We start from the raw sequence: 14,326 nt of genomic DNA on the forward strand, positions 1-14,326 counted from the left end.
CTAGTTGCCGACGCGGCGGCGCACGTCCTGGAAGGCGGTGTAGTTGGCGATCAGCTCGATCTGTCCGGGCGGCGCGAGCTGCACGGCCTCGTCGAGGGTGTCGCACACCCGGAAGTCCAGGCCCGCGACCTCCAGGCGGACCGCGAGGTCCAGCTTGCGGTCACCGATCACGAAGATCGGGTGACCGGCCAGCCGCGGGTAGTCCACGTCCCACAGCCAGGAGGTGTCGGTGCCGTCGGCACCGCGCGCGTTCACCGAGAGGATCACCGGGGTCGGCGGGGGATCGATCAGCGAAAACGTTTCGAGCCAGCCCGCCGGGTTCTTCGCGAGCAGCAGCCGCAGCTCACGGCCCTGGAAGCTCACCACGTCGTAGCGGCCGGCGACGGCCTGCACCTGGTACATCCGCTCCAGCGCGACCTGCGGCGGGACGCCGAAGACGGCGGCCACGGCCGCCGAGGTGGCGGCGTTGGCCTTGTTGGCGCGGCCGGGCAGCTGGAGGTGGATCGGCCAGGCCGAGCCGTGCGGGTCCAGCACGTGGTCGCCGGAGAGCACCCAGGTCGGGGTCGGGCGCCGGAATCCGCACTCGCCGCAGAACCAGTCGTCGCCCGGGCGCTGCATGACACCGCCGCAGGAGGGGCACGACCAGGCGTCGTCCTTCCACTCCTGGCCGGCCGCGACCCACACCACGTTCTGCGAGGAGGAGGCGGACCACACGATCAGCGGGTCGTCGCAGTTCGCGACGATGACCGCCTTCGAGCCCTGGAGGCCCTCGCGCCACTTCTCCGCGAGCATGCGGGTCTCGGCGGCGCGGTCCAGCTGGTCGCGGGAGAGGTTGAGCAGGGCGATCACCTTGGGGGTGACGTCCCGGGCCACTCCGGCCAGGTACTTCTCGTCGACCTCGATGACGCCGTACTTGGCGTCCGAGCCGCCCGCCAGCGCGGAGGTGATGCCGGCCGGCATGTTGGCGCCGAGGGCGTTGGAGACGACCGGACCGCTGGCCCGCAGGGCCTCCGCGATCAGCCGGGTCGTCGTGGTCTTGCCGTTCGTCGCGGAGACGAGGACGACATCGAGATGTTGCGCCAGCGCGCCGAGAAGATCGGGGTCGAGCCTGAGTGCGACCTTGCCACCGATCACCGATCCGCTTCCGCGTCCCGCGGCCCGCGACACCGCCGCCGCGGCCTTGCCCGCCGTCACGGCCAGCTTGGCCCGCGGCGAAAGCGGCTCCGTGTTGCCTGCCATCGTCCCTTGTCCTCCTTGCGTCGGTCGGCCCCAGCCTATCCAGTACCGGCCGGAGCCTTGACCGCGGCGCCCCCGCCCCGCCGCGGATCTCCTCATATAGTCGCCCGTCGTAGGCTTGACGCCATGCGACAGCGCCCCATCCCCGGTACCTCCGGCCTCGTCCGCACCATGAGCCTGCTGGGTGATCCGGTGCTCCACTCCGCGTGCGCGGACGTCACCGCATTCGGCCCGGAACTCGACCGGCTCATCGAGGACATGTTCGCCACGATGTACGCCGCCGAGGGCGTCGGGCTCGCGGCGAACCAGATCGGCGTCGGACAGCGGGTGTTCGTCTACGACTGCCCCGACGACGAGGACGTCCGCCACGTCGGGCACATCGTCAACCCGCGGCTGGTGACGGCCGACGGCGACGAGTTCCTGGGGCCGGAGGGGTGCCTGTCCCTGCCGGGGCTGGAGGCGGGGACGGTCCGCTTCGACCACGCGGTGGTGGAGGGCGTCACGTCGGACGGGGCGGCTGTCCGGATCTCCGGGACGGGATTCTTCGCGCGGTGCCTGCAGCATGAGTGCGACCACCTGGACGGGACCGTGTACGCGGAGCGCGTGACGGGGCTGCGGGCCCGTCGCCTGCGGCGGGCCATCCGGAAGACCCCCTGGGGCGCGGAGGCGCTGCGCGGCTAGCCCGTTGCTCCCTCGGCCGGGGCCGTATTCAGCCGCGCCGGGGACGTCGGCTCCCGTCTGTGCTTTCAGGCTCGCCCGGGCCACTTTCAGCCCCTCCGGCGTTTGAGGAGCGGGTCCGGGCAGGGCCCGGTGCCCGGCGGAGCCGGGTTTCCTGGGGCTCCGCCCCGGACCCCGCGCTTCAAACGCCGGCGAGGCTGGGTTTGGCCCCGGCCGAGGCTGGAAGGGCCGGCGGGGCTGGAGGCAGGGGCTAGAAGCCCGGGCCGTCTTTGCGGTTGCCGGCGGTGGACAGGCGGCCCCAGAGGAGGTCGGTGAGGCCCGCTACCAGGTCCGCGCGCTCGCAGGGCCGTTCGCCCAGCCACCAGTCGCCGGCCGCGTGCATCATGCCGACGATGCCGTGGCCCCAGATCCGGGCGAGGCGTTCGCCGCCCGGGCCGAGGTCCACGCGTTCGCCGATCACCTCGGCAAGCTCCTCGCCGAGCCGGCGCAGCAGCGGGGCCGAGTGCAGGCCGACGTCGAAGCCGCGTTCGGCGCTGTGGGAGTCCTCGGCCGGGTGCATGAGGAAGCGGTAGACCTGAGGGCGGGCCTCGATGGCGGCAAGATAGGTGTCGAGGGTCGCCTCCACCCGGCGGCGCCGCTCGGCGGGTGCGTCGAGCGCGGCCCGCAGCGAGTCGAGCAGGGCGTCGGTGTGCCGGACGGCGAGGGCCTGGTAGAGGCCCGCCTTGTCCCCGAAGTGCCGGTAGAGGATGGGCTTGGTGATGCCGGCCTCCGCCGCGATCGCGTTCATGGAGGCTTTGGGGCCGTCCCTGAGCACGACCCGGTCGGCGGCTTCGAGCAGCTCCCGCCGACGGCGTTCGGCCGCTCCCGGCTCGCCGGCCTGCTGAGTGGTCTCCATGACGTGTTTCTCTCCCCGCCCTTGCGATGTGCGTGACGCCCACGCAACGTAACACCCCGCACACCCCGCCGATCGAATCGAGGTCGCCCCGGCCGGCGTCGTGGCCGGTGCGGACGGTGCTTGACAGTGCTTACTCGCCGGTAACAGACTGTGGTCTTCGCGTAGGTTACCGCTAGTAACTTCCGCAGGGACGAGTACAGACAGGTGGAGGGGACATGGCGGAGTTCACCATGGAGCTGAACGACGACCAGAAGCAGGTGCGGGACTGGATCCACGGCTTCGCCGCCGATGTGATGCGCCCCGCGGCCGCCGAATGGGACGAGCGCGAAGAGACTCCCTGGCCCGTCATCCAGGAGGCCGCGAAGGTCGGCATCTACTCGCTGGACTTCTACGCCCAGCAGTTCTTCGACCCGACGGGCCTCGGCATCCCGATGGCGATGGAGGAGCTCTTCTGGGGGGACGCGGGCATCGCCCTGTCCATCGTCGGCACCGGACTCGCGGCCATCGGCGTCGTCGCCAACGGCACCGAGGAGCAGATCGGCACCTGGATCCCGCAGATGTACGGCACCCCCGACGACGTGAAGGTCGCGGCCTTCTGCTCCTCCGAGCCGGACGCCGGCTCCGACGTCGGCTCGATGCGCACCCGCGCGGTCTACGACCAGGCCACGGACGAGTGGGTGCTCAACGGCACCAAGACCTGGGCGACCAACGGCGGCATCGCCAACGTCCACATCGTCGTCGCCGTCGTCGACCCCGAGCTCGGCACCAAGGGGCACGCCTCCTTCATCGTGCCGCCGAACACCCCCGGCCTGTCCCAGGGCCAGAAGTTCAAGAAGCACGGCATCCGCGCCTCGCACACCGCCGAGGTGGTGCTGGAGGACGTACGGATCCCCGGTTCCTGCCTGCTCGGCGGCAAGGAGAAGCTGGACGAGCGCCTCGCGCGGGCCCACGAACGCGCCCGCAGCGGTGGCGGGGAGCGCGTGAAGAACGCGGCCATGGCCACCTTCGAGGCCTCCCGGCCGGCGGTCGGTGCGATGGCCGTCGGTACCGCGCGCGCGGCGTACGAGGTGGCCCTCGACTACGCGAAGACCCGTACCCAGTTCGGCCGCCCGATCATCGACAACCAGGGCGTGGCCTTCCAGCTCGCCGACATGCGCACGCAGATCGACGCGGCCCGGCTGCTGGTGTGGCGGGCGTCCTGGATGGCGGTTGCGGGCCGGCCGTTCGAGTCGGCGGAGGGCTCGATGTCGAAGCTCTTCGCGAGCGAGGTCGCCAAGAAGGTCACCGCCCAGGCGGTCCAGATCCTCGGCGGCAACGGCTTCACCCGTGAGTACCCGGTGGAGCGCATGCACCGCGACAGCGCCATCTACACGATCTTCGAGGGCACCAGCGAGATCCAGCGCCTGGTGATCGCCCGCACGATCTCCGGCATGCCGATCCGCTGACGCGCGGCCGCGGACGAGAGCTCCCGGACGCCTCACGGTGTCCGGGAGCTCTCGCGTCACCTGGGCAGGGGGGTGAGGCAGGTGCGCGTGGAGCCGTCCGGGCCGTACTCGGGCCCGGCGACCCGGTCGAGCGGGGCACACCGGTCACCGGACGTCTCCAGTCGCTTGCTGACGCGGTACTCGGCGCGCGGCGAACCGCAGTCCCGCACGTGCAGCCTCAGCCTGTCCCCGTCCCACTCGTTGCCGACGCACTGGCCCACCGACAGGGTCGGCGTGCTGTCACCGACGAGCAGGGCGATCCCGATCAGCGCGGGGATCCCCAGCAGGACGAGCAGCACCGGTGCGAGGAACAGCAGGACCGGGCCCCGGCGCCACATCGGCTTGCCCGGGTCGAGCGCGGGCCGGTGGCCGCCCGCCGGGGGAGCGAGCTTGCGGAAGGCCGCCCGCGGGCCGAGGTTCATCAGCAGCGTCACGGGCGTGATGAAGACGGACAGCGGCCCCCACCAGCCCTGCCACAGGGTGTCCGAGGTCATCCGGCGGTAGGTGGCGAGCCCGCAGTCGCGGCAGAACGGCCCGCGCAGGCTCAGGAACCGCATCAGCACGATCAGGCCCTGGTGGCCGCGTACGGTCGCGTGCGCGGCGGGCCAGGCGCCGCACAGCCGGCAGCCGTACCGGCCCGGCTCCGGGTGCGTGCCGTACGCGCCGTACGCGCCGTACGTGCCGTACGCGCCGTGGGGCTGCGGCCCCGCATGCCCGGGGCCGGCTGGGCCGCCCTGCTGCGGGACGGGAGCGGCGTAGGGGTTGTACGGGCCGGCGCCCTGCTGCTGCGTCGGTGGCTGTGGCGGAGTGGCCACGGAGATCTCCTCGGTCGCTTCGTGATCACCGGCAGGGTGATCACGAAACCTTAAGGCCGCAGCAGCCGTGCGAGGGCCCGGCCGAAGAGGAGCCGGCCCGCCGCCGCGACCAGGGGATCCAGGGCGCGGGGGAGGCCGCGCAGGCGCAGCTCCTCCCGCCAGTGGACCTCCGCGCCGCCCGTGGCGAGGGGGCGGATCTCGATCTCCGCCCAGCCCGTCACCGACCGGCCGCGCTTCTCCAGCCGGACCAATCCCGGCAAACCCTCCGCGGGGGGTCGCCACACGACGACCTCCATGCGATCGTCGAATGTGATCCTGCTCACGCCGGTCCGGGCCGTGAAGATCGTTCCGACGTGGGTCGGGGGAGCCGTCTCGATGATCGTCCGGGTGAGCGGGACCTGCTCGCCGTGGCGCTCCCAGTCCGTGAGCATCGGCCACGCCTCGACCGGCGGCAAAGATGTGCGGTGAACGATCCGGATAGCGGGCATGAGCGCATGGTAATCGGGCATACACACCGTGAACTGGACGGCGGATATGGGTTCCGTCCGGGGGTGGCGATCAGTAATACTCACCGCCACCGTGGATCGCGGATTCGACCGGGTGACCACCGGCGCCCCCGCCCCACTTCGCGAGGAGGTGCGCCATGTGCTCCCACCAGCCACCCTGCCCTAGTGCCGACAGCGCCGATCACGACGCCGCCCGCATTGTGGCCTCCCATCCTGAACAGGGCTGGAGCCTGCTGTGCAACGGAGTCGTGGTGTTCGACGACACCGGTGAACTGCTCCCCGACAGCCGCACGGTGGAACCCCGCCGCCCGGTACTGGTCTGAGCGAGGAGGCAGCATGCGCCAGCAGCTGATCCGTAAGCCCGTCCCGAAGCCCGCCCCCCGAGACCTGGACCTGCGCACACCGTCGGGCAGACCCCTCCCGTACTGACGGGAGCCCAGGATTTAGGCCGTACTCCGGTCCCACCGGCCGAGATTCAGCCGGTGGGCGCCGCCGCGCCGCCCAGGAACGCCGCCTCGTAGGCGGCGTCCCCGATCGCCGCGCGGGCCTGCCGCTCGCCCTGGTCCCGCAGGGCCGTCAGCGAGGGTGAGCCCATCTGCGGCCGGCCCACCGTGCGCCACCATGCGTGCCCGGTGCCGAGCAGCCGCGCCGCGAGTTCCCCGTCGCCCAGCCCGGCCACCGCCGCGGCCAGGAGGTCCAGGCCGAGCGCGATGCCGAAGCGGTCGCCGAGGAGCCGTTTGCCCGAGAGCATCGCCCGTACGTGCCGGGCGGCCTCCCCGTGGTCGCCCAGGCCCAGCGCCGCCACCGCCAAAATGTAGTCCGCGTACGCGCGCAGCCAGCGCTCGCCGAGCTCGGCGCAGGCCTCCCGCAGGGACCGTGCCTCCTCGGTCGCCTCCTCGAAGCGGCGCAGGTCGCACAGGGCGTAGCCGGTGGCCAGCTTGCACAGGAGCCAGCCCGTGCCGCTGGTGCGCCCGCCGTGGCCCGCGCGGGCCCGGGGGCCGGCCAGACGCAGGGCCCGTACGGGGTCGCCGGGCATGAGGACCGACACCGCGTGCAAGTAGCCCGCCCGCAGCTCCCGCTCGGGGTCCGCGAGCCGGGCCGCGTCGCGCGTGCACTCGTCGCCGAGCTGCCGCGCCGCGTCCATGTCGCCCTGGAGCAGCGCGGTGAGTCCGAGGGCCCACACGGCCTGGTTGTACGCGGCCCCCGTGCGCGGAGCGGCCTGCAGGGCCCGCTCCAGGAAGCCGCGGCCCTCGTGCACGTGCCCGCACGCGAACCAGTAGAACCACAGGGCCCCGGCCATCTCCAGGGCCGCCGTCGGGTCGGCGGCGATCAGGTGCTCCAGCGCGGTGCGCAGCTGCGCGTGCTCGGCGGTGATCCTGCGGTACCAGTCCACCTGCCCCGGGCCCATCCATCCCCGGTCGGCGGCCTGGGAGAGCGCCGCGTACCAGTGGGCGTGGCGGTCGGTGACGATCTCCACCTCGCCGAGCTCGTCCAGCCAGTCCTGTCCGTACTCGCGGATCGTGTCGAGCATCCGGTAGCGGGCCCCGGTCCCGCGCACCTCGATGCGCAGGACGACGGACTTGGCGGCGAGGCCCGCCAGTACGCGCTCCACCCGGGCGGCGGGCAGCGGCCCGCCCGAGCACACCGCGCGCGCCGCCGCGATGTCGAAGTCACCGGTGAATACCGAGAGCCGGGCCCACAGGAGCCGTTCCAGCGGCTCGCACAGTTCGTGGCTCCAGCCGATCGTGGTCCGCATGGTCTGGTGCCGGCGCGGCAGCGCGGCCCGGGCGTCGGACAGCACCTCGAAGCGTTCGCCGATCCGCTCGGCCATGTGCTCCAGCGTCCACAACCGCAGCCGGGCTCCCGCGAGTTCCAGCGCCAGCGGGATGCCGTCCAGGCGCCGGCACACCTCGGCGGCCAGCGCGGTCCGCGCCGGGTCGGCGAAGACGGCCGCCGCCCGCGGGGCCGCGGCCAGGGCGCGGGCCCGGAAGAGCGTGAGGGCGTCGCTGTCGGGCCCTTCGCAGGGCAGCGGCCGGACCTCGACGACCTCCTCGGTCGGCATGCCGAGCGGCTCGCGGGAGGTGACCAGGATCGTCAGCCCAGGTGCGGACTGGAGGAGTTCGCCGACCAGGTGGCGGCAGTCGGCCACCAGGTGCTCGCAGGTGTCCAGCACCAGGAGCAGCTCCTTGTCGGCCATCCACGCGCACAGCTCCTCGTCGGGCGGGCGCGGGGAGTGGTCGGCGAGGCCGACGGTGTGGGCGATGGTGGCGGTGAGCAGGCTCGGATCGCGCAGGGGTGACAGCTCCACCCACCAGACCCCGTCGGGGCGTGCCTGGCGGGCGGCGGCGACGGCGCGCAGGGCGAGCCGTGACTTGCCGACACCGCCCACCCCTGTGAGGGTGACCAGTCTTCGCTCGCTCAACAGGCCGTAGAGGAGCTGGAGTTCGTCTTCCCGGCCGACGAAGCTCGCAGGCTCCGCGGGCAGGTTGCCGGGCACCGGGCAGGGACCCGGTCCGGGATCGCCGTCCGCGGAGTCTGCCTGATTGTCATTGAACGAGTACTCACCGAACACGGATGTATTGTGCGCGATCTTCCCGTGCGGCCGTGCTGTTCAAGCCGGATCGGTGTCTTCTTTCACGCGACGAGTGTGATCCGCCGCTCCGCGGAGAAGGATCCCCAGTTGCCGTCGGGGAGTCTCGCCCGCAGTTTCACGGCCCAGACCGTGCCGGTCGGCTCGGCCACCGTGAGGCGGTGCTCCGCCCGGCCGCTGGGCACCGCACCCGCCCCGAACTGGATGACGGTCGTGGGCAGTCCGTTGACGTACAGCTCGTACTCGGTGGTCTGGCCGCCGGTGTCCGGGGCGGTCCAGGTCAGTGTGACGGTGCCCGGGGAGGCGGTCGCGGCGAAGTCGGCGGGGGCCGTGCCGGGACCGTCGCCGGAGGCGGGCGGGGTCGTCACGTCCACCGGCGGGCCGTCGGGGGAGGAGTTGTCCGCCCCGTCGCGGGCCCGGACGGTGAAGGTGTAGACGGTGTCGGGCCGCAGGTTGTTCAGGGCCGTGGCGCTCTCGCCGGGGCCAGCGGTGTGGATCCGGACGCCGCCCTGGTAGACGTCGTAGGCCGTGACGCCCGTGTCGTCGGCCGCCGCCGTCCAGGACACCTGGGCGGACCGGGGCCCGGTCGCCCGGGCGGTGGTGGCGGCCGGGGCGGTGGGAGCCGTGCGGTCCTCGGCCTTGGCGGCCGGGGTGGTCACCCGGGCGGCCGGGCCCGGGCCGGAGAGGTTCCCGGCGGCGTCCTTGGCCCGGACCGTGAAGGCGTAACCGGTCTGCGGGGCGAGTCCGGTGATGTCCACCATGGTCTTCTCGGCGGGGAGTTCGCGGACCAGGCGGTCGGCTTCGAAGACCTGGTAGCCGGTCACCCCGTCCCGGCCGGCCGCCGCGTCCCACATGACGTGCACGCTGGTGGCGCTGCCGGCCTGGGCGGTCAGTCCGGCGGGGGCGGGCGGGGGTTCGGTGTCGGGCGCGGTGCAGGCCGTGAGGCCGGTCATGCCGGTGATGCCCGCGACGGCCAGGCAGAGGGCGAGCGTGGGGGCGCTGCGTCGCACGGGGTGCCTTCCTCGGCTTCCTTAATGGTCTAGACATATATGGCACGGCGGACGCGAGCCCGACAAGCCCCCTGCGCCCACCGGCCCGCGCAGTGCCGGGTTCATGTCCTTCTGCTCCCGCTCCGGCCGCTCCGCGACGCGTTCGTCAAGGACCGACCGGCCGTCACGGACGGTCAACACCCGTACGGCGGACACGTCTTTCGCCCGAAGGCACCCCCTCCTGCGCCACCATGACGGCGAGTAAGGAGGTTTCGATGGTGATTTCCCTCTCGGTGGTCGTCCTGCTCCTCATCCTGGCCTGGATCTTCCTGCGCAGCGGCGGTCTCAAGTTCTCGCACGCCGTCGTCTGTGCGCTGCTCGGCTTCTACCTCGCGAGCAGCAGCATGGCCACGACCATCCACGACGGCCTGACGGCCACCGCGAACGTCGTGTCCAGCCTCAAACCTTGATCGACTGTTGCGCCTTCGTGAATCATCCGGTCCGTCCATGGACTCCTCGAGCGGTGCGATCTAGCGTCTGGCGGCGGCGCGACATCAGACGCAATGTCAACAACGCTGAGAGACATGGAGGAAGCCCGGATGCTCCGAAGATCGCTGAACTGCGCCGTGCTGCCCGTCGTCGCCGCACTCACGGTGATGTACAGCGGCTCGCCGGCCCAGGCCGAGGAGATACCCAAGGCCCCCGGCCACCGCCTCGTCACCCACTACGACGGCGCCCCCGCGGCCGCCGCCCCCCTCCCCGGCGAGGCACCCCCGCAGCACCCCTTCCTCGCGCCCAACGGCCGCAGCGGCATGCACTCCGACGCGGCGGGCAGCGCCACCTCCCCCTGGCCGGGGCCGCTCGGCAAGAACCCGAAGGTGACCAGCGAGAAGATCGCCGCACTCGGCGGCGAGTGCGCGACCGCGACCTTCGACTCGGCCGGCCGGCTCGTCACGGTGTGCGGCACCTTCTCCGGCTTCAAGGTCAAGCTCCTGGAGCCCCGTACGCTCGCCACGCTCGCGGAACACCAGCTCCCGCAGCGCTCCTCGACGGTCGAGGCGATCACCTCGCTCGACTTCGCGAAGATCTTCAAGGACACCTCGGGCGGGGCCTACTTCTACCTGGACAACCAGGACCGCGCCGTGCTGGCCGACTCCCGCCAGCACATCCTGCGCCTCGCCCACTCCCAGAACCCCGACGGCAGCTGGAAGTTCACGGTCGACAACGACTGGGACCTCACCGGACAGGTCCCGCACGACTGTGTGACCTGGACCAACCTGTGGCCCAGCGGCACCTGTGACCCCGTCACCTCCGTGATGCCCGACTGGAACGGCCGCATCTGGTGGGTCACCCGCCAGGGCCGCGTCGGCACGGTGGACCCGGTGACCTCGCAGATCCGCTCCGTCCAGCTGCGGGGCGAGGAGATCCAGAACTCCTTCTCGGTCGCCGAGGACGGTGTCTCCATCGTCTCCGACCACGCGCTCTACAGCTTCCGTGCCACTGCCGACGGCACCCCCGAGATCCAGTGGCGCCAGACGTACGACCGGGGCACGGCGTCCAAGCCCGGTTCGGTCAACCAGGGTTCGGGCACCACCCCGGACCTCTTCGGCCAGGGCTACGTCGCCATCACCGACAACGCCGACGACCGGATGAACGTCCTGGTCTACAAGCGGGGCGTGGACGTACCCGCCGACCGGCGGCTGGTCTGCAAGGTTCCGGTGTTCGGCTCCGGCGCCTCGACCACCGACAACTCCCTCATCACCTGGGGCAACAGCATCGTCGTCGAGAACAACTACGGCTACGAGAACCCCACCACCCTGCTGCTGGGCAAGTCCGTCGTGGGCGGAGTGGCCCGCATCGACGTCCGCGCCGACGGCAGCGGCTGCGACACGGTCTGGGAGAGCGCGATCCGCGCTCCCTCCGTGGTCCCGAAACTCTCCACCGCGAACGGGCTGCTCTACTTCTACGAGAAGGAGCCGAACGCCTGGGGCATCGACGCCTGGTACCTCACGGCCGTGGACTTCCGCACGGGTGAGCGCCGCTGGCGGCAGCTGACCGGCACCGGTCCGCTCTACGACAACAACTGGGCCCCGATCACCCTCGGCCCCGACGGCACCGCGTACGTCGGTGTCTTCAACGGCATCGTCGCGGTCCGCGACAACTGACCGACGAGCCGCCCGCCGCCGGGCCCCTCCGGCGGCGGGCGGCCGGTCACGTCGGTACCATCGCCTGGTCGCGGACGGAAAGTGAGTCGACGCCAGCATGACTGTCGAAGTGAGAGGGGAGTCCGTCCGCGGATTTCCCGGCCGGGCGCGAGAAGTCGCGATCCTGCGGGCGGTGCTGGCGGGCGAACGTGGCACCTGGTGCGTGGCGGTCACCGGCGAACCTGGGATCGGCAAGAGCCGGCTGCTGACGGAGCTGGGGAAGCTCGCGGACACAGCAGGATGGGCGGTCCGCGGCGCACGCGCGGCGGAGTTCGAATCCCACATCCCGTTCGGTGTGTTCGTCAACGCGCTCGACGACCGGCTCGCCGAGCTGGGCCCGGAGCGTCTCGCCGTCCTCGGGCAACAGCAGCTCGCACTCCTCGCGACCGTGTTCCCGGTGATTCCCGCCACCGGCCCCGCCGACCTGGTCGACGCGGAGCGGTACCGGCTGCACCGAGCGGTCCGGGCGTTGCTGGAGCTGGTCGCCGAGCCGTCCGGGCTGGTGCTCGTCTTCGACGATCTGCACTGGGCGGACGAGGGTTCGGTCGAGCTGCTCGACCACCTTCTGCGCCACCCGCCCCGCGCGCGGCTGGTCCTGGCACTGGCCGGCAGGCCGCGGCAGACGTCGCTGCGGCTGTGGCACGCGCTCTCCCGCGCCGCGGCCGACGGAGGCGCCGAGCTGCTGGAACTCGCGCCGCTGAGCCGGGCCGATGCCGGCCACGTCATGCCCGAAGGCCTGGGCCGTTCCCGGCGGGAAGAGCTCTACCGGGCCAGTGGCGGAAACCCGTTCTACCTGGAAGCCCTGGTGCGGGCCGGTGAGCGGGGTGTCGCCGTCGGTGATACGGCGCTCCACCCCGACGCGGCGATCCCGGTGGCGGTCCACGCGGTGCTCGCCGCCGAGTTGGCCGCGCTGACCCCGCAAGAACGCGTCGTCGCGCATGCCGCCGCCGTCGTGGGTGACGACTTCGAGACCGATTCGCTCGCCCGGACGGCGGCGATGGACGCCGGGGCCGTTCTCGCCGCGCTCGACCGGCTCGCCGAGCGTGACCTGGTGCGGCTGGACGGGGCGACCGGCCGGTTCCGGTACCGGCATCCGCTCGTGCGCAGCGTCGCCTACCAGGATGCCGGTCCTGGCTGGCGGCTTCAGGCACACGCCCGGGCCGCGTCGGCACTCCGGAGCCGGGGCGCGCCGCCGGCCGAGTTCGCCCGGCACGTGGAGCGATCCGCCGTCCGAGGTGACCTCGAGGCGGTCGCGGTGCTCACCGAGGCGGCCGAGGCGACGATGCACACCACGCCTGCGACCTCCGGGCACTTCCTGCGGGCGGCCATCCGGTTGCTCCCCGACTCGGAGTCGGCCACGCCGCAGCGCCTCGTCCTGCTCGGCCGGCTGGCACAGGTACTCGGCGCCACGGGCGACCTGCGGCAGGCCAGGGAGACCATGCACGAGGTGCTGCGGTTCCTGCCTGCCGAACTCACCCGGATCCGGGCACAGACAGTGCGGGCCTGTGCGACGGTGGAGCAGATTCTCGGGCGCTACACCGAGGCCAGGGCGATGCTGCACAGCGAGTGGAAACGCGTCCAAGGTGTCGACGCCCACTCGGCGGCCGTCCTGCTCGTCGCGCTCGTCGCCGGTGAGAGCGTCGAGCGCGAGCACGGACAGGACCGGGTGGCCGAGGCGATCGCCGCCGCCCGGGAAGCCGGGGATCCGATGCTGCTCACGACGGCGTTGTCGGCCGCAACGCTCATCGACCGGCGGGCGGACCGCCTGGACGAGGCGGCCGCACTCCTGGACGCGCTTCCCGACAGCGACCTGGTCCGGGACGTCGATGCGGCATTCTGGCTGAGCTGGTCGGAAATCTCCGCCGATCGGCTCATGGCGGCGAGCCGGCACATGAGCCGCGGCCTGCAACTGGCCCGCGCGAGCGGCCAGTCCCACAAGATCGCGCTGCTGACCGCGATCCGTGGCATGGTGCATGCCTACCTCGGCGAACTGGCGGAGGCGGCGACCTGCTTCGACGACAGCCTGGAGTCGGCGCAACTGACCGGCAGCGAGGAGCTGCGCGTCATGGCGCTGACCTTCGGGTGCTGGATCACCACCTGGCGCGGTGACCTGGCCGAGGCGATCCGCCTGGGCAAGGAGGCCATCGTCGTCGACGACCAGACGACGGCCATGAGTTCCTGGCGCAGCGGCCAGGCCGAGGCGATGCTGGCTCAGGCGCTGTTGCACTCGGGTGATCCGCACGCGTGCATCGAGCTGCTGCTCACCCGTGGCGGTGGGACCGAGCTGCCGGCGGTGGGCCCCCGTACCAGGCCATTGGTGTACCTGATGCTCACGGAGGCGGAGGTCGCGGCGGGCCGGGTGGCCGCAGCCGCGGTATGGGCCGACCGCGCGGAGGACGCGGCGCGCCGGCTCGAGCTTCCGCTGCGCACCGCCATGGCACAGCAGGCCCGCGCGATCGCTACGCTGCCGACGGATCCGGCGGCAGCCGCACCGCTCGCCGTCGCCGCTGCCGGCACGTTCGGCCGGATCGGGGTGGCCGTGGAGGCCGGGCGGGCGCACTTGCTCGCCGCGACGGCGTTCGGCGGCAGCGGGGCGATCGACCAGGCCCGTGCGCACCTCGTGTCCGCCCGCGCGCTGTTCACCCGGTGTGGCGCGCAACTGTTCCTGCCCCAGGTCGCGCGGGAGGAGCGGCGCCTGAACGCGCGCGGCCCCCGGCCCGAAAGCGGTGCCGAGCGGTTCGACCTGACCGCCCGTGAGGTCGAGATCGTCAACCTCGTCTCGGACGGCCTGACCAACCGGGACATCGGCCTCCGGCTGCATCTGAGTCCCAAGACCGTCGAAGTCCACCTGGGCCGGGCCTACGCGAAGGTCGGCGTCTCCGGTCGGGCTGCTCTGGCCGGCGTGTGGGCCGCCGCGGCGCGTGACTGA

Annotated in this window: 12 protein-coding genes; 6 read left to right on the forward strand and 6 right to left on the reverse strand. The window is 72.3% G+C overall.

Going from position 1 to position 14,326, the window contains the following annotated elements:
- Positions 1 to 1,239, reverse strand: coding sequence for a MurT ligase domain-containing protein (locus tag ACZ573_RS31420; RefSeq protein ID WP_030010289.1), 1,239 nt, complete (start codon positions 1,237 to 1,239; stop codon positions 1 to 3).
- Between the two features lie 123 nt (positions 1,240 to 1,362).
- Between ACZ573_RS31420 and def the strand changes: the two genes are divergently transcribed.
- Positions 1,363 to 1,917: a peptide deformylase gene (gene def / locus ACZ573_RS31425; RefSeq protein ID WP_471310678.1), complete on the forward strand. Its 555-nt coding sequence runs from the start codon at positions 1,363 to 1,365 to the stop codon at positions 1,915 to 1,917.
- Between the two features lie 247 nt (positions 1,918 to 2,164).
- Here the strand turns inward: def and ACZ573_RS31430 are convergent, their stop codons facing one another.
- Positions 2,165 to 2,809, reverse strand: coding sequence for a TetR/AcrR family transcriptional regulator (locus tag ACZ573_RS31430; RefSeq protein ID WP_471310681.1), 645 nt, complete (start codon positions 2,807 to 2,809; stop codon positions 2,165 to 2,167).
- Between the two features lie 215 nt (positions 2,810 to 3,024).
- Here ACZ573_RS31430 and ACZ573_RS31435 point away from each other — a divergent pair, with 215 nt between their 5' ends.
- Positions 3,025 to 4,254, forward strand: a complete 1,230-nt coding sequence (locus ACZ573_RS31435; RefSeq protein ID WP_471310684.1) for an acyl-CoA dehydrogenase family protein — start codon at positions 3,025 to 3,027, stop codon at positions 4,252 to 4,254.
- 56 nt (positions 4,255 to 4,310) lie between these two features.
- Here the strand turns inward: ACZ573_RS31435 and ACZ573_RS31440 are convergent, their stop codons facing one another.
- Positions 4,311 to 5,108 carry an LppU/SCO3897 family protein gene (locus tag ACZ573_RS31440; protein WP_471310687.1) on the reverse strand — a complete coding sequence of 266 codons (798 nt, stop codon included), beginning with the start codon at positions 5,106 to 5,108 and terminating at the stop codon, positions 4,311 to 4,313.
- Between the two features lie 50 nt (positions 5,109 to 5,158).
- The gene (locus ACZ573_RS31445; RefSeq protein WP_471310690.1) at positions 5,159 to 5,596 is read right to left on the reverse strand and encodes an SRPBCC family protein; all 438 of its coding nucleotides are present in this window, start codon (positions 5,594 to 5,596) and stop codon (positions 5,159 to 5,161) included.
- Between the two features lie 155 nt (positions 5,597 to 5,751).
- On the opposite strand from ACZ573_RS31445, the gene ACZ573_RS31450 reads away from it, so the two are divergent.
- Complete coding sequence (locus ACZ573_RS31450) at positions 5,752 to 5,937, forward strand: DUF5999 family protein (protein WP_471310693.1); 186 nt, start codon at positions 5,752 to 5,754, stop codon at positions 5,935 to 5,937.
- Positions 5,938 to 6,089: 152 nt separating this feature from the next.
- On the opposite strand, the gene ACZ573_RS31455 is transcribed toward ACZ573_RS31450, so the two are convergent.
- Positions 6,090 to 8,186 carry an ATP-binding protein gene (locus ACZ573_RS31455; protein WP_471310696.1) on the reverse strand — a complete coding sequence of 699 codons (2,097 nt, stop codon included), beginning with the start codon at positions 8,184 to 8,186 and terminating at the stop codon, positions 6,090 to 6,092.
- Positions 8,187 to 8,248: 62 nt separating this feature from the next.
- Complete coding sequence (locus ACZ573_RS31460) at positions 8,249 to 9,214, reverse strand: fibronectin type III domain-containing protein (protein WP_471310699.1); 966 nt, start codon at positions 9,212 to 9,214, stop codon at positions 8,249 to 8,251.
- Positions 9,215 to 9,468: 254 nt separating this feature from the next.
- Between ACZ573_RS31460 and ACZ573_RS31465 the strand changes: the two genes are divergently transcribed.
- From ACZ573_RS31465 to ACZ573_RS31475, 3 genes are all read left to right on the forward strand, one after another.
- On the forward strand, positions 9,469 to 9,663 hold the full coding sequence (locus ACZ573_RS31465) for a hypothetical protein (protein ID WP_471310702.1): 195 nt from the start codon (positions 9,469 to 9,471) through the stop codon (positions 9,661 to 9,663).
- A 129-nt stretch (positions 9,664 to 9,792) separates the two neighbouring features.
- Positions 9,793 to 11,358, forward strand: coding sequence for a hypothetical protein (locus ACZ573_RS31470; RefSeq protein WP_471310705.1), 1,566 nt, complete (start codon positions 9,793 to 9,795; stop codon positions 11,356 to 11,358).
- Positions 11,359 to 11,455: 97 nt separating this feature from the next.
- A complete protein-coding gene (locus ACZ573_RS31475; RefSeq protein ID WP_471310708.1) occupies positions 11,456 to 14,326 on the forward strand; it encodes a helix-turn-helix transcriptional regulator in 2,871 nt (956 codons plus the stop codon).

This window comes from Streptomyces sp. NPDC040545, assembly GCF_055595065.1.